Consider the following 14,921-nt stretch of genomic DNA (forward strand, 5'->3'; position numbering starts at 1 on the left):
CGGGTCCCGGAGAGAGGGAACGGCGCGCGATGCCGCAAGACCATGAGGACGAGGTCCCGCCGACGACCGGAGCCGCGGCGACCGCGGCCGCCGGGGGCGTCCGGCTCGACGGGCTGACGGTGCTGCACGTCGCGCAGCCGGTGGACGGCGGGGTGGCCCGCGTCGTCGCCGACCTGGCGCGTGCCCAGACGGCGTGCGGCGCGCGGGTCGTGGTGGCCTGCCCGCCCGGAGGCGACCTCGGTCCGGCCGCGGTTGCCGCCGGCGCCGAGGTGGCGGCCTGGCCGGCCCGCCGCTCGCCCGGGCCCTCGCTGCCCGCCGAGGTGCGGTCGCTGGCCCGGGTGCTGCGCGAGGTCGGCCCCGGTCTGCTGCACCTGCACAGTTCCAAGGCCGGCCTGGCCGGCCGGCTGGCCGCCCGGGGCCGCGTCCCCACCGTCTTCCAGCCGCACGCCTGGTCCTACGACGCGGTGTCCGGCCCGACCGCGTGGGCGGTGCTGCGCTGGGAACGCGCCGCCGCGCGCTGGGCGCACCGCGTGCTGTGCGTCAGCGCCGCCGAACGGGAGTCCGGGGTGCGGCACGGCGTGCGCGCCCGCTGGGCCGTGGTGCCCAACGGCATCGACACCGACCGCTTCCGGCCGCCGCTGCGCCGCGCCTCCGCGCGCGAGACGCTGCCGGCGCTCGCCGGACTCGACGCCGACGCGCCCGTGGTGGTCTGCGTCGGGCGGCTGTGCCCGCAGAAGGGGCAGGACGTCCTGCTGCGGGCGTGGCCCGAGGTGAGCGCGCGGCTGCCCGCCGCCCGGCTGGTGCTGGTCGGCGACGGGCCGGACCGGTCGCGCCTTGCGGCCGGCGCGCCCCCCGGCGTCCTGTTCGCCGGAGCGGCCGCCGACCCGCTGCCCTGGTACCAGGCGGCCGACGTGGTGGTGCAGCCCTCCCGCTGGGAGGGGATGGCGCTCGCGCCCCTGGAGGCGATGGCGTGCGCGCGTCCGGTGGTGCTCGGCGACGTCGGCGGCGCCCGGGAATGCGTGCCGGACGCCGACACGGAGCTGTGCGTGGTGCCGCCCGACGCGCCGGAGGCTCTGGCGGCCGCGCTGCTGCGGCTGCTCTGCGACCCTGCGGCGCGGACCGCCGCGGGCCTGCGCGCGCTGTCCCACGTGCGCGCGCGGCACGACGTGCGCGCCGCCGCCGCGGCCGTCGGCGCGCTCTACGGCACCCTCGTGCCGCACCTGGCACCGCGGCCCCCGGCCCGGCCCGAGCACGAGGTCGAGGTGCCCGCCCGGTGAACCGCGTGAACCGCTCCTCGCTCCCCGGCCGCCCCGCCGCCCGCGACGCCGCCGCCCCGCCGCCCTGGCCCGAGACCGGCCTGCCGCCGTACGGTGACGCGGCCTACGGCGACGCCGCGTACGGCGAGACGGCCTACGACGACGCGACCCGCCTGGGCCCCCGCGGCGACACCGCCCGCACCGGACCGGCCCGCGGCACCCCGACGTACGGCGGGCCCGCCTACGACCACACCGACGACGACAGACCGAGACGCGGCGGCCCCTCCCGCGCCACCACCGCACCGGACACCACCGGGCAGGGCGCCGCCACCCACCCCGACCCGTACACCGACACCCGCCACACCACACCCACCCGCAGCGCCCCCTCCCGTACCGCCACCGCACCGGACACCGCCGGGCAGAGCGCCGCCACCCACCCCGACCCGTACACCGACACCCGCCGCACCACACCCACCCGCAGCGCCCCCTCCCACGCCACCACCGCACCGGACACCGATGGGTACGGCACGGGGCGCGGCCTGGCGGCGGGCCGGACGGCGACGGACCCGGGACCGCGGCAGGCCGCGGCGGCGCAGGGGCCCGCCGCGGACGCCGGTCTGCGGGTCGTGGTGCCGCAGCCCCAGGCACGACCGGCGAGTGCCGGGTCCCCGCGGAAGGCGGTGCCCGGACGGCACCCCGTCCCCGGCCGCCGCGGGGACCGGCAGGAGGCGGCGCCCCGCGCGTCCGGGGCCGGCCGGCGGCTGTCCCCCGGCGGCGTGCTCGTCGCGGCGGACTGCCTGGCCGGTCTGGTCGGACTGTGCGCGGTCGGCCCCGCCGGGGCGCCCGTGCTGCCCGCGGTGCTGCTGTGCGTGCTGCTCGCCGCCCACCGAAGAGCCGGCCTGTACCGGCCCGGGCTCGCGCCGGCCGCGCTGGAGGAGGTCCCCGCCATCGCGCTGGGCACGGTGCTCGCCTGGGGACTGGCCGCCGCCGCGGGCGCGGCCACCGAGCGGCACGGCGCGCTCGGCTGGTCCGAACTCCTCGACGCCACCGCGCTCACCGGCGCCACCGCCCTCGCCCTGCGCGCGTTCGCGCACCGCCTGCACCGCTCCCGCGCCCGCCGCGCCCCGGCCCGGACCCTCGTGGTCGGCGCCGCCCCCGGCGCCGACCACCTGGCGGCCGCGCTGCGCGAGCACCCCGAGTACGGCCTCGCCCCGGTGGCCGTCGCCACCGCACCCCACCCCCACGGCCCGGCCGGACCCGACCCGGTCGGCACGGCGTTCGCCGCTCCCGCCCCCGCACTCCCCCTGGACCAGGGCGCGTGCACGCCGTCCGCCGACGCCGCCGCCCCGGACCGGCTCCCCGCGCCGCCCTCCCAGGGCCGCGCCCCCGTCCACGGCGCGCTCGACGCGGCCGGCCCCGCCTCCCGCCCGCCCGCACCGCAGGCGCCCGGCGCCGCTCCCGCGCCGGTCCCCCGTCTCACCGTGACCGCCGCCGCGGACATCGCCCGGGCCGCGGTGCGCGACGCGGTACGCCACGTGGTGGTCGTCGGACCGGCCGGACCCGCCGCGTCGGCGGCCGCGGAGCTGCTGGCCGCGCGGGGCTGCCGGATCTGGCAGGTGGACCCGGAAGGGCAGCGGCCCGGCGGCGGCCCGGACGGCACCGGGCGGCCCGGCCGGCTCGGGCCCGGGCACCTGTGGGGCCACCCCTACCGGCCGTTCACCGACCTGCCGCACAGGTCACCGCACGGCAAGCGGCTGCTGGACGTGGTGCTCGCCGGTCTGGCGCTGGCCGCCGCCGCCCCGGTGCTGGCCGGCTGCGCGCTGGCCGTACGCCTCGCGGACGGGCCGGGCGTGCTGTTCCGGCAGGAGCGGATCGGCCTGGGCGGGCGGCCGTTCACCCTGCTGAAGTTCCGCACGATGCGCCCCGCCGACGACCACGAGTCCGCGACCTTGTGGAGCATCGCCCACGACGACCGCACCAGCGCGGTCGGCCGGCTGCTGCGCCGCACCTCGCTCGACGAGCTCCCGCAGCTCTGGAACGTGCTGCGCGGCGACATGAGCATGGTCGGCCCGCGCCCCGAACGCCCCTTCTACGTCCAGAAGTTCAGCGCCGAGCTGCCCGGCTACCGGGACCGGCACCGGATGCCCGCGGGCATCACCGGCCTCGCCCAGGTCAGCGGCCTGCGCGGCGACACCTCCATCCCGGACCGGGCCAGGTTCGACAACCACTACATCGAGAGCTGGTCGCTGTGGCAGGACGTGGCGATCATCGTCCGCACCGCGACCTCGTTCTTCCGGTTCGGCGGTAGCTGATGACCCTGACCCTCGCCCCGCCCGGCCGCACCGGCCGGGACCGGGCCGCCGCGCCGGAGCCGGCGCTCCGCCGCCTCGCCCGGTACGCGCACCTGCTGCCCGCGCTCGCCACCATCGCGCTGCTGGCCGCGCCCGTCGCCCCGGGCGACGTCAGCGCCTCGGGCAAGGTCACCCCGGCCGACGCGGCCAGCGCCGTACTCGTGCTCGCCTGCGCCGTACGCCTGGTGCGCGAGCGGCGGCGGCCGCTCAGCGCGGCCGCCGCCCTCGTCCTGGGCGCGCCCCTCGTCGGCTTCGCGCTCGCCGCGGTCACCTCGCCCGACCCGGGCGCGTCGGCCACCGGGTTCGTGCGCTACGCCCAGGTGTTCGTGCTCGTGCCCGCCGCCCTGGTCCTCCTGCTGCGCGACCGGCGGGACTTCGCGGTCGTCGCGGGCGCGGTGGTGGCCCTCGCGCTGGTCCAGGGCGGGGTCGGGGTGTGGCAGTACGCCACCGCGACCGGCGCCTCGTACCAGGGCGAGGACGTCCGGGCGGTCGGCACCTTCGGGCCCTCGGACATCATGGGCATGGCCACGGTCGTCGCCTACGGCCTGGTCATCGCGGCCGGGTACGCGCTCGCGCCCGGCCGCCGCGCGGTCCGCACCGGGGCCGCGGTGTGCGCGGTGCTGCTGCTGGTGCCGCTCACCGTCTCCTTCAGCCGCGGCACCTGGATCGCCACCGCGCTCGCGCTCGCCGTGGTGGCGCTGCTCGCCGGGTGGCGCCAGGCGCTCCGGATCCTCGCGGTGCTCGCCGCGTGCGCGGTGCTGCTGGTCGGCGGGGTCGGCGCCGGCTCCCAGATGATCACCCAGCGGCTGGCGAGCATCACCCAGGTCACCGACGCGCCCGACCAGTCCGTGACGGACCGCTACACCCTCTGGTCGGCGGCGCTGTCCATGTGGCGCGAGCATCCCGCCACCGGTGTCGGGCTCAAGCGCTTCCCCGACGAGCGGGACTCCCACGCCTCCCTCGCCCTCGACTCCGGCAGCGACACCGCGGGGGCCGGGCAGACCTTCACCCGCGAACCCCTGCTGTCCCCGCACAACATGTACCTGCTCGCGCTGTCCGAGCAGGGGCTGGTCGGCTGCGGCCTGCTCGCCGGCTCCTGGGCGGCCCTCCTCGCCGTCGGCGCCGCACGGCTGCACCGCGCCCGCCGCGCCGCCCTCGGGCAGCGCGTACCGGCCCCGCGCGACGGCGCCGCCGCGGACATGAGCGGCAGCGCGGGACTGCCCGGCGGCGCGGGTGCCCGCACCGCCGGGGCGGGTGGAGACCTCGGCGGCCGATCCGCCGCCACCGGCGGCCCCCAGGCGCGCGCCACGGAACCTGCCGCCCGCGCCACGGAACCCGCCGCCCGCGCCACGAAGCCCGCCACCGGCTCCGCCGTCCTCGCCGCCCGCACCGCCGTCGCCCCCGGTCTCGCCGCCGTCGGGCTCCTGGTGTGGCAGGCCGTCGACTTCCTCTACGCCGACATCGGCGGCCCCTCGACCCCGCTCACCGCGGTCCTCCTCGGCCTGACCGGCTGGTGGGCCCTGAACTCCACCGACGAGCCCGCCCGATGACCGGGCAGCCCCCCGGCGCGGAGCCGACCGCCTCCTGGCGCGCGCGGCCGCGCGGGACGGCCGGGGGCCTGCCGCGGGAGGTCTGGACCCATCCGGCCGACGACCCCCGAACCGACGCGCGCCCGGCGCCGCCGCCGCCGGCCGCCCCCGAGCCCCCGGACGTGTGGGCGCCGCACCCCGACCCGATCGACCTGCCGCCGCCCCGCCCGCACACCCCGGCCCGGGGCCCGGCCCCCGCCTCGGCCCCGGTGTCCCGCGAGCCCTCCTCCCGGATGGCCCACGCCGCCGCGGCCACCGCCGGGCTCAGCATCGCGGGCTCCGTCCTCGGCCTCGTCCGCGACCAGGGCATCGCCCACTTCTTCGGCGCGGGCGCGGAGTCCGACGCCTTCCTCGTCGCGTGGACGATCCCCGAGATCGCGGCGACCGTGCTGATCGAGGACGCGATGGCGCTGCTGATGGTGCCGGCCTTCAGCGCGGCGCTGGCCCGGGGCGAGGGCCCGCGCGCCCTGGTCCGCGGCACCCTGCCGCGGCTGCTGGCCGCCCTGGCGCTGCTGACCGCGGCGCTGGCCGCGGGCGCCGGCGGGGTCGTCCGCGTCCTCGCCCCCGGCATCGCCGATCCGGCCACCGCGGCGGCCTGCACCCGGCTGACCGCGCTGACCGTCCTCACCTTCGGCGTCGCCGGCTACCTCAGCGCCGGACTGCGCGCGCACCGCCGCTTCGCCGCTCCCGCCGCGATCTACGCGGCGTACAACACCGGCATCGTGGCGGTGCTGTTCACCCTGCACGGCAGGTTCGGTGTCCGGGCGGCCGCCGCCGGCGTCGCGGTCGGCGGGGTGCTGATGATCACGACCCAACTCCCGTCCTTCCGGCGGGTTTTGAAATCCTCGCCGGCCCGGTCCGCCGGCCCGCGCCGGGGCAACCCGCTGCGCCTGGCGCTGCTCGCGCCGGTCGTCGTGTTCACCCTGGGCCGGCAGGCGCAGGTGCTGGTCGAGCGGTTCTTCGCCGCCCCGCTGCCCGCGGGCGCCATCTCGCACCTCAACTACGCGGAGAAGGTCGCCCAGTTGCCGATGGCGCTGTCGGTGATGATCGTGACGGTCACCTTCCCGGTGCTGTCGCGGGCGCTGGCCGACGGCGACCGCGAGCAGGCCAGGCGCCGGGTCGAGCGCGACCTCGCGCTCGCCTGCCTGGTGGTACTGCTCGGCACCTCCTACGTCATCGCGTGCGCCCCGCAGATCATCGAAGTCCTCTTCCAACGGGGCGAGTTCACCGCCGTGGACACCGCGGACACCGCGACCGTGATGCGGGTCTACGCACTCGGCCTGCTCGGCCAGAGCCTGGTCGGCGCCTTGGTCCGGCCCTACTTCTCGGCGGCGGGGCCGACCTGGTACCCGGCCGCCGCGATGGGGTGCGGCCTGGTGGTCACCGCCGTCGCGGACGCGGCCGCCGTCGGCCCGTGGGGCGCGTACGGCATCGCGGCGGGCAACGCGCTCGGCATCACCGTGACCGCCGCGCTGCTGCTGCGCGGCCTGGGCGCGCACACCGTCGCCGTCCGGGTCGCCGCGGTGGCACCCCGGATCGGGCGGATCGCGCTGGCCGCGCTGTGCGCCACCGCCGCCGGCTGGGTGCTCGCGCACCGCCTCGCGGACCCGGCGGTGGCCGCCGGTGCCTGCGCGGTCGCGGTGCCCGCGGTGTTCGCCGGGGCCGCGCTCGCCGTCCGGGTGCCCGAAGTCCCCTACCTGCTCGCCACCGTCACACGGAAGGGCCGCCCATGACCAGACCGATGACCACGGCAAGGACCTCCGACCTCCTTGCCCCCGCCGCGGACGTGGCCGCCGCGGACGTCCACGCCCGGGACCTCCACGCCCCGGACCTCCACGCCCCGGACGTCCACGCCGGCCGCCGGGCTCCCTGGACGCTGATGTACCACTCGGTGGGCGACCGCCGCGCCGGCGACCCGTACCAGGTCACGGTGACCCCCCAGCGACTGGCCGGGCAGTTGCGCTGGCTGCGTCGGCGCGGCCTGACCGGTGTCAGCATGCGGGAGTTGCTCGCCGCGCGCGCCCACGGCCGGGCCGCCCGGCTGGTCGGGCTGACCTTCGACGACGGGTACGCCGACTTCCTCACCGAGGCGGTGCCGCTGCTGCGCGCGCACGGCCACACCGCCACCGTGTTCGTACTGCCCGGCCGGCTCGGCGGTACCAACGCCTGGGACCCGGAGGGCCCGCGCCGGCCGCTGCTCACCGCCGACGGCATCCGCGCCGCACACGCCGCGGGCATGGAGATCGGCTCGCACGGCCTGCTGCACCGCGACCTGACCACCCTCGACGACGCCGCGCTGGACGCCGAACTGACCGGCAGCAGGGGCCTGCTGGCGGACATCACCGGCACCGTCCCGGCCGGCTTCTGCCACCCCTACGGCGCGGTCGACCCGCGCACCGCGCTCGCCGCCCGGCGGGCCGGATACGCCTACGCCTGCGCGGTCGACCCCGGGCCGGTCGCCTGCGGCCACGCCCTGCCGCGCACCTACGTCGGCCAGGCCGACAACTCCCCCCGGCTGCACGCCAAACGGCTGCGGCACCGGCTGCGGCGGACCGGACTCGCCGCCCTGCCCACCCTGTCCCAAGGAGGCGACGCATGAAGGTCCTGCACGTCATCACCGGCCTCAACGTGGGCGGTGCCGAGCAGCAACTCCACCTGCTGCTGCGGCATCTGGACGCCCGGTGCGAGGTGGCCACGCTCACCGACCCCGGCCCCGTGGCCGACGCGATCCGCTCCGACGGCGTCCGCGTGCACGACCTGCGGATGGCCGGCAACCGCGACGTCGGCGTGCTCCCCCGGCTGACGGGCCTCATCCGGGCCGGCCGCTACGACGTGGTGCACACCCACCTCTACCGGGCCTGCGTCTACGGGCGGATCGCCGCGCGGCTGGCCGGGGTGCGCACCGTCGTGGCCACCGAGCACTCGCTGGGCGCCACCCAGATCGAGGGCCGCCCGCTGCGCCTGGGCACGCGCGCCCTGTACCGGAGCACCGAGCGGCTCGGCCACGGCACCCTCGCGGTGTCCGCGACCGTCGCCGAACGGCTGGTGTACTGGGGGGTGCCGGAGGCGCGGGTGCACCTCGCGCCCAACGGCATCGAGCCCGAACGCTTCCGCTTCGACCCCGAGGTGCGCGCCGAGGTGCGGACCCGGCTGCGCATCCCCGCGGGCGCGTACGTGGTCGGCGGGGTGGGGCGGCAGGTGCCCGGCAAGCGGTTCGACGCGCTGATCCGGGCGATCGCCGAGATCCCCGACGTGCACCTGCTGCTCGCCGGCGACGGGCCCGAACGGGTGCCGCTGCTGCGGCTCGTGCACCACCTGAACCTCCAGCACCGGGTGCACGTCACCGACTCCGCCGGCGCGGACGTGCCCGGGCTGCTCGCCGCGATGGACCTGTTCGTCTCGGTCTCCGCCGAGGAGGCGTTCGGGCTCGCGGTGGTCGAGGCGCTGGCCGCCGGGCTGCCCGCGCTCTACACGGCCTGCCCCGCGGTGGAGGACGTGCCGGCCGAGGACGCGCCCGGCGCCTGCCGGATCGACCTGGGCGAGCTGCCCGCCGCGCTGGCCGCGGAGCACCGCGCGGGGCCGCGCCGGCTGCCCGCCCCCGCGGCCGTCGAGTACTACCACATCGCGCGGACCGCGCAGCGCGTCATGGCCCTGTACACCCAGGCGTCCGAGCGGGAGAGCCTGCGGGAGAACCTCCGGGAGGGCCTGCGGCGCCGCCGCCGGTCCGCGGCCACCGCGATCGTGCCCCGACCGGCGCGCGCCGCCGCGCCCCGCCCGGCGTCGGCGGCCCCGCCCGCGGCCCCGCCCGCGCAGGCGGCCGCGCCGTCGTCCCGGCAGGGGGCCGTCCAGCCGCCCGCGCCGCCGGCGTCCCGGCAGGAGTCCGGGACCGTCCCCGGCGCCGCCGCCGAACCCACCACCCCGACACCCGCCCAGAAGTGAGACGCACCGTGAAGCACCCCGACGACATCAGCGACCCGCAGGACCGCGGGCGCCGCGCCCCGCGACGGCCGCTGCCGCGCTGGCTGCCGCTGCCGCTCGGCATCGGCATCGGCCTGCTCGGCGGTGTCGGGTACGGCCTGACGGCCACCCCGCAGTACACCGCGACCAGTTACGTGATGGTCGTACCGCGGCAGGGCACCGACGCGCAGACCGCGCTCGGCTTCGCCCAGGCGTACGGCCGGATCGTCACCGGCTCTGCGGTGCTGGCCGGGGCGCAGGCCGCCACCCACTCCGCCGCCGCCGACCTGAAGGGCCACGTCCAAGCGGCGACGTCGCCCGACGCCCCGATGATCTCGGTCACCGGCAGTTCGTCGGAGGCCGGCACCGCCGCCGCCGTCGCCAACGGCGTGGCCCGCTCGCTCGCCGCCGTCGGCAACCGCGACGCGGACAGCACCGGCGTACGGCTGCTGGTCTTCGCTCCCGCGGCCGCCCCCGCCGCGCCGTCCTCCCCGTCGGCGGCGCTGTCCGGTGCGGTCGGCGCGAGCGCGGGCGGGCTGCTCGGCGCGCTCACCCTGCTGGTCCGCCCCCGCCGGCAGGACGGCGCCGGGCGGCCGGACCGCGCCCAGGTCCCCGCTCCCGCCGCCTCCCCGCCGGCGTCCGAGCCGGCCGCGCCGTCGCCGGAGTCCTCGCAGGCGTCCGAGCCGGCCGCGTCCCGGCCGGAGAGGACGGCGGTGTGACGGTGGAGGGCCCGAAGACCGCGGTCCCGGCCGCCGCCGGCAGCCCGCCGCGCCCCAGGACCGCACCGCGCCGCCCGTCCGGGGCCGCTTCCCCGGCCCCGGCGGGCGCGCCCGCGGCCGCGCTCGACGTGCGGATCTGCCGCGACCCCGAGGAGTTCGCCGCGCTCGCCCCCGAGTGGACCCGGCTGCACCGCAGTTGCCCGCAGGCCACGCCGTTCCAGAGCCACGCGTGGCTGCACTCGTGGTGGCTGTCGTACGGTCGCCCTGGGCGGCTGCGGGTGGTGCTGGTCAGGCGCGGCGGGGACGGCACGCAGGGCGGCGACGGGACCGGCACGCTGGTGGGCGCGGTCGCCCTGATGCGCGTCCACCGCCCGCTGCCCGCCCTCGTGCCGCTCGGCGGTGCCGTCACGGACTACTCGGACGTGCTCATCGACCCCGCGGCCGACGCGTACCCCGACGCCGACGCGCCCGCCCGGTCGCACAGCGCTTCCGACGGAAGGGACGAGTCGGGCGAGGGCCCTGCGGCCGACCCCGTGGGCCCGGGGAACGCGGGGAGCCGGAGGGACGCCGGGAACACGGGGAACGCGGGGAGCGCAGGGAGCGCGGGGAGCGCGTGCGGCGGACCGGTGGCGGCCGCCCTCGTCCGCGGGATGCGCCGCGCCGCCCGGGGCGGGGTCGTCGACCTGCGCGAGGTGCCCGCGGACGCCGCCGCCGAGCGGGTGTTCGCGCTGTGGCCCGGCCCCAGGCGGCGGCTGGCGGACTCGGAGTGCCTGGAACTGCCCGGCGGCCCCATGGCCGGGCTGATCGCCCGGGTCGGCAGCTCACGCGGCCAGCGCATCCGCGGCCACCTGCGCAAGATCGACGCCTCGGGCGTCGAGGAGCGTGACGTCCCCGCCGCCGAGGTACCCGACGCGATCCGCACGATACTGCGGCTGCACACCGCCCAGTGGGCGGGCCGGGGCGTCACCCCCGAGCACGTGCGCCCCCGGTTCGCCGAGCACCTCGGCCGTGCCGGGGCCGCGATGACCGCCTCCGGCGAGGCCCTGCTCACCGAGTTCCGGATCGGCGGCGAGGTGGTCGCCGCGAACCTCACCGTCCTGTCGCCGACCCTGGCCGGCGGCTACCTCTACGGCGCCGACTTCGCCGCGCTGCGCGCCGCGAAGGTGGACCTCAACACCCTCCTGATGCGGCACGGCGCCCGCCTCACCACGGCCGCCGACCGCCCGGTCCTGAGCATGCTGCGGGGCGCCGAGCCGCACAAAGCCCACTGGCGCCCGGTCCCCACGACCAACGCCCGCCTCCTGCTGGGCACCCGCCGCGCCCTGCCCTCCCTGCTGTGCCGCCAGGTCCTGGCCGCCGCCCGGTCCCGGCTGCGGGAGGTCCGCCGCCGCGCGCGGGCCGCGACCTGACCGCCCCCGCCGCGCGCCCGCCTCACAAGGCGCTGGTCGGCCCCGGGGTCGGCGTCACCGTGGGCGCGGCGGAGGGCCTGGCGGACGGCGTCGCGGAAGGCCCGGCGGAGGGCGTGGCGGAAGGCGTGGCCGGGGCCGCGGGTGTGGCCGGGGCGGCGGCCCGCGGTTCGAGCCGCATGCACACCTGCCCGCTGGTGTACGACTTCTTCAGCACCTCGCTGAGCGGCATCGGCACGCAGGTCTCGACCGGGGAGGACGTCGTCGACGTGCCGGTCCCGGGGCCGCCGGCGCCGTCGGTGCCGGTACCCGGGGCCGGTGCGGCGGGCGCGGTGCCGACGGGCCCGGCGGTCGCCGTCCGGCGGCCGAAGAGCAGCGCCCGGTACACCTTCGACGCCTCGGGGTTCTGCGCGCACTGCAGGACGCCGTGCGGGCAGTAGTCGGTGATCGTCTGGTACAGCGGGTGGTGGGTGATGATCCAGGTGAGCATCAGGCTCATGTAGTCGGCGTCGTCGCCGTTCCTGAACAGGCCCCACTCCGGGTAGGAGATCTCCTTGCCGTGCGCGGCGGCGAAGTCCACCTGGGCCTGGAGTCCGTACGGCTCGGTGACCTGCTGGTGGAAGGTCTCGCCGGACGGCTGGTCGTAGGAGTCCATGCCGATGACGTCGACGGTGGCGTCACCGGGGTAGCACTGCGTCCAGGCGACCGCGTCCCGCCCGCGGTCGGGGGCGAAGTCGAACCGGAAGTGCTGGCCGGGGACCGCGCGCATAGCGGTGACCACCCGGTTCCAGTACGCCTTCCAGCCTTCGGGGTCGGGGCCGCAGCGGTGGGTGTAGGTGGTGCCGTTCATCTCCCAGCCGAGCACGATCACCGTGTCGGGCACGCCGAGCCGGACCAACCGCTGGGCGAGCGCGGTGAAGTGCGCGTCGAAGGCGCCGCTCGCGCCCTGCGCGATGAGGTCGCGCACCTGGGAGTCGGGGAGTCCGCCCTCGTTGTCGGCCTGCATGGGCACGTTGAGCACGAAGAGCCGGCCCGGTTCGGCGCGGGTCCAGTCGGCCCACGGCTGGAGCAGGTCGCCGTCGCCCTCGATGCTGCCCCAGTCGTCGCCCGGCAGGTAGGTGTGGCCGACGCTCACCTGGGTGCCGCCGAGCCACGTCTGGAGCGCGGCGAGGTTCCGCACGCCTTCGGCGCCGGAATCGGTGAAGGCGCCCATCGGCGGCAGCCCGCCGTTCGCCTGCGTCACCGTGCCCGGCGTGGCGGAGGGCGCGGCCGACGCCGCGCCCCGGCCGGACCCGGTGGCGGTGTCCGTGCCCGCCGGGGAGGGCAGCGGGGCCGCGACGGGGCTCCCGTACGCCGGCAGGTCGAGCAGCCGGCCGGCGGAGTCGTCGCCGAGGCCGGTCGCGCTCGCCCCGGACAGCAGCGCCGCGGCCGTGGCCAGCGCGATGCCCGCCCTCACCCACCAGTGGTGTCGCTCGGCCATGGCCCCTCCTCGTTCGACGGCGAAGGCGCGCCGGAAGCGCCACCTGACCATCAGTCATAACGTACGAATAAACGGCGGCTGCGGATTCGGCGCGCCGGGCGCCACCGCGCCACATACGGATCGCATGGTCATACGATCGGGTTCTCCTCCGCGAAATTCCCTGCCGTCAAAGGGATTTCCCCTCCGCCACCACCGGCCGAAGTTTTCCGGTCACATCACCCGGTCGGATGAATTTCCAGACCGCTGTTGCCGATCGCCGCCGGTAATCCCGGGAATCCGGGCCCCGGCGGGCAAGATGAGCCGCGCCGAGAGCCGAGGAGAGGAGCCGGGCATGGCGTCACGCAGGAGGGTGCTCAGGACCGGGCTGATCAGCGCGGCCGCCGTCACGGGCACCGCGGCCGGGCTGGGCCCGATGCTCGCGGCGGACCGGTCGTCCCCGCGGGCCGCGACCGGGCCGGGCGCCGGCGGGCAGGACGCGAAGGCCGTGGCGGGCGCCGACCTGGAGGACGTGAGCCTCCCGCTGTTCGACGAGGTCTACCGGGGCCGGCACATCCAGGGCTTCACCTCGGACGACCCCAGCGGTCTGCTGCTCATGGTCGACGGGCGGCCGCTGGGCGCCATGCGGCGGTTCGACGGCAGCTACGTCAGCATGGCCAACCACTTCCAGCCGTACCCGACGCCGCTGTCCACCGCCCGGGGCGCGGTCGACGTCATCGGGAACGCCGAACTGGGCGACGCCGCCGCCGTGCACCACCACTGACCGACCGAGCGTCGAGGGGCCGCACCTGTGTACACCCGGAAGAACCAGCGGAATCTGACCAGCGACCAGCGCTCACGCTTCGTGCAGGCCGTACTCCAGCTCAAGCGCCGCGGCGGGTACGACAAGTACGTCAAGCTGCACACCCAGTACTTCTCCGCCGACGGCGAGACGGGACTGCGGGTGGCGCACATGGCGCCCACCTTCTTCCCCTGGCACCGCCAGTTCCTGCTGGTCTTCGAGCACGAACTGCGGATGATCGACCCCGACGTCAGCATCCCGTACTGGGACTGGACCGCCGACCGGTCAACGACGTCGGCGCTGTGGGACGACGACTTCATGGGCGGCAACGGCCGCTCCAGCGACGGCCAGGTGATGACCGGCCCCTTCGCCTACGGGTCGGGCGACTGGCCGATCACCTACGGCGTCACGCGCGAGAGGTACCTGACCCGCAACATGGGCCGCCCGGACCGGCCGATCGTGCTGCCCACCGCCGCGGAGCTGAACGACGCGCTCAAGATCCCGACCTACGACACCGCGCCGTGGAACTCCGCGCCCGGCACCCAGGGGCTGCGCAACAAGATGGAGGGGTGGGTGGTCAGCGACACCAAGGGCGGCTACCTCCACAACCGGGTGCACCAGTGGGTCGGCGGCCACATGATCGGCGGGTCCTCGCCGAACGACCCGGTCTTCTGGCTGCACCACGCCTTCATCGACCTGATCTGGACCCGCTGGCAGCGGCTGCACCCGAAGTCCGGCTTCCTGCCGGCCAAGCCGCTCAGCGCGAAGGACCCCGAGCACGGCCGTGTGATCAGCCTCGACGAGCCGATGCCGCCCTTCCACGTGAAGCCCTCGGCGGTGCTGGACGCCCGCGGGTACTACACGTACGAGGAGGGCTGACGCGGGCCGTCCCGCGACCGGCACGGCACGCGTACGGCCCCCGCCCGTAGTTCTTCTCGGGCGAGGGCCGTACGCGTGGTGCGGGGGACTCAGTACTGGGCGCCGGCGCCGTTGCCGTCCCAGCCGTGCGAGGAGCTGTTCTCGCACTGGTTGCCGAACACCGGGTTGAGCAGACCGACGACGTCGACGGTGTTGCCGCACACGTTCACCGGAACGTGCACGGGCACCTGGACGACGTTGCCGGACACGACACCCGGCGAACCGACCGCAGCGGCCCCGGCACCGGCGTCGGCCGAAGCCACACCCGCACCCGCGGCCAGCGCGGCACCTGCGGCGGCGGTGAGGGCCGCGGCCTTCGCGATACGCGACATCAAGATCTCCCTGAGACGTCATACGAGATGGGAATCGCCGCAATGCTGCGGCTTTTGACGCCTTGGGCAACGGCCGGGACCGGGAATGGTCACGCAGGTTGGGCCGAATCGGTGAGGAATTTCCACGGACGCGCG

General features: G+C 77.3%; 11 protein-coding genes and 1 pseudogene. 10 read left to right on the top strand and 2 right to left on the bottom strand.

Annotation, left to right across the window (positions count from 1 at the left end; all coding sequences use genetic code 11):
* Positions 1 to 29: 29 nt before the first annotated feature.
* The 8 genes and pseudogenes from RVR_RS17150 (at position 30) to RVR_RS37650 (ending at position 11,281) form a co-directional block, all read left to right on the top strand.
* Positions 30 to 1,277 (top strand): glycosyltransferase, encoded by a 1,248-nt coding sequence (locus RVR_RS17150; protein ID WP_202234694.1) that lies wholly within the window; start codon positions 30 to 32, stop codon positions 1,275 to 1,277.
* A complete protein-coding gene (locus tag RVR_RS38905) occupies positions 1,274 to 3,568 on the top strand; it encodes a sugar transferase (RefSeq protein ID WP_346731458.1) in 2,295 nt (764 codons plus the stop codon). The genes RVR_RS17150 and RVR_RS38905 overlap by 4 nt, the downstream gene beginning before the upstream one ends.
* Positions 3,568 to 5,157: an O-antigen ligase family protein gene (locus RVR_RS17160; RefSeq protein WP_202234695.1), complete on the top strand. Its 1,590-nt coding sequence runs from the start codon at positions 3,568 to 3,570 to the stop codon at positions 5,155 to 5,157. Before RVR_RS38905 ends, RVR_RS17160 begins: the two co-directional genes overlap by 1 nt.
* Positions 5,154 to 6,929 (top strand): lipid II flippase MurJ, encoded by a 1,776-nt coding sequence (locus RVR_RS17165; RefSeq protein WP_202234696.1) that lies wholly within the window; start codon positions 5,154 to 5,156, stop codon positions 6,927 to 6,929. Before RVR_RS17160 ends, RVR_RS17165 begins: the two co-directional genes overlap by 4 nt.
* Positions 6,930 to 7,075: 146 nt before the next feature.
* The gene (locus RVR_RS17170; protein ID WP_202238724.1) at positions 7,076 to 7,795 is read left to right on the top strand and encodes a polysaccharide deacetylase family protein; all 720 of its coding nucleotides are present in this window, start codon (positions 7,076 to 7,078) and stop codon (positions 7,793 to 7,795) included.
* Positions 7,792 to 8,862 (top strand): annotated as a pseudogene (locus RVR_RS17175) (glycosyltransferase); the annotation flags it as partial. The gene RVR_RS17170 and the pseudogene RVR_RS17175, both read left to right, overlap by 4 nt.
* 269 nt (positions 8,863 to 9,131) lie before the next feature.
* Positions 9,132 to 9,872, top strand: a complete 741-nt coding sequence (locus tag RVR_RS17180; protein WP_202234698.1) for a YveK family protein — start codon at positions 9,132 to 9,134, stop codon at positions 9,870 to 9,872.
* Positions 9,869 to 11,281 (top strand): GNAT family N-acetyltransferase, encoded by a 1,413-nt coding sequence (locus tag RVR_RS37650; RefSeq protein WP_430393143.1) that lies wholly within the window; start codon positions 9,869 to 9,871, stop codon positions 11,279 to 11,281. The genes RVR_RS17180 and RVR_RS37650 overlap by 4 nt, the downstream gene beginning before the upstream one ends.
* A gap of 22 nt (positions 11,282 to 11,303) precedes the next feature.
* Here the strand turns inward: RVR_RS37650 and RVR_RS17195 are convergent, their stop codons facing one another.
* Complete coding sequence (locus tag RVR_RS17195) at positions 11,304 to 12,758, bottom strand: glycoside hydrolase family 26 protein (protein WP_202234699.1); 1,455 nt, start codon at positions 12,756 to 12,758, stop codon at positions 11,304 to 11,306.
* Between the two features lie 331 nt (positions 12,759 to 13,089).
* Between RVR_RS17195 and RVR_RS17200 the strand changes: the two genes are divergently transcribed.
* Both RVR_RS17200 and RVR_RS17205 read left to right on the top strand, forming a co-directional pair.
* A complete protein-coding gene (locus tag RVR_RS17200; protein ID WP_237404800.1) occupies positions 13,090 to 13,518 on the top strand; it encodes a tyrosinase cofactor in 429 nt (142 codons plus the stop codon).
* Positions 13,519 to 13,545: 27 nt separating this feature from the next.
* Positions 13,546 to 14,415 carry a tyrosinase family protein gene (locus tag RVR_RS17205; RefSeq protein ID WP_202234701.1) on the top strand — a complete coding sequence of 290 codons (870 nt, stop codon included), beginning with the start codon at positions 13,546 to 13,548 and terminating at the stop codon, positions 14,413 to 14,415.
* Positions 14,416 to 14,504: 89 nt separating this feature from the next.
* On the opposite strand, the gene RVR_RS17210 is transcribed toward RVR_RS17205, so the two are convergent.
* A complete protein-coding gene (locus RVR_RS17210; RefSeq protein ID WP_202234702.1) occupies positions 14,505 to 14,786 on the bottom strand; it encodes a chaplin in 282 nt (93 codons plus the stop codon).
* Between the last annotated feature and the right edge of the window lie 135 nt (positions 14,787 to 14,921).

The sequence above is a fragment of the Streptomyces sp. SN-593 genome, assembly GCF_016756395.1.
GTDB lineage: Bacteria > Actinomycetota > Actinomycetes > Streptomycetales > Streptomycetaceae > Actinacidiphila > Actinacidiphila reveromycinica.

Excerpts from the sequence above, each read along its gene's own strand:
- RVR_RS17150 (WP_202234694.1), top strand. The coding sequence starts at position 30 with ATGCCGCAAGACCATGAGGACGAGGTCCCGCCGACGACCGGAGCCGCG.
- RVR_RS17160 (WP_202234695.1), top strand. The coding sequence starts at position 3,568 with ATGACCCTGACCCTCGCCCCGCCCGGCCGCACCGGCCGGGACCGGGCC.
- RVR_RS17165 (WP_202234696.1), top strand. The coding sequence starts at position 5,154 with ATGACCGGGCAGCCCCCCGGCGCGGAGCCGACCGCCTCCTGGCGCGCG.
- RVR_RS17170 (WP_202238724.1), top strand. The coding sequence starts at position 7,076 with ATGTACCACTCGGTGGGCGACCGCCGCGCCGGCGACCCGTACCAGGTC.
- RVR_RS17195 (WP_202234699.1), bottom strand. The coding sequence starts at position 12,758 with ATGGCCGAGCGACACCACTGGTGGGTGAGGGCGGGCATCGCGCTGGCC.
- RVR_RS17200 (WP_237404800.1), top strand. The coding sequence starts at position 13,090 with ATGGCGTCACGCAGGAGGGTGCTCAGGACCGGGCTGATCAGCGCGGCC.
- RVR_RS17210 (WP_202234702.1), bottom strand. The coding sequence starts at position 14,786 with ATGTCGCGTATCGCGAAGGCCGCGGCCCTCACCGCCGCCGCAGGTGCC.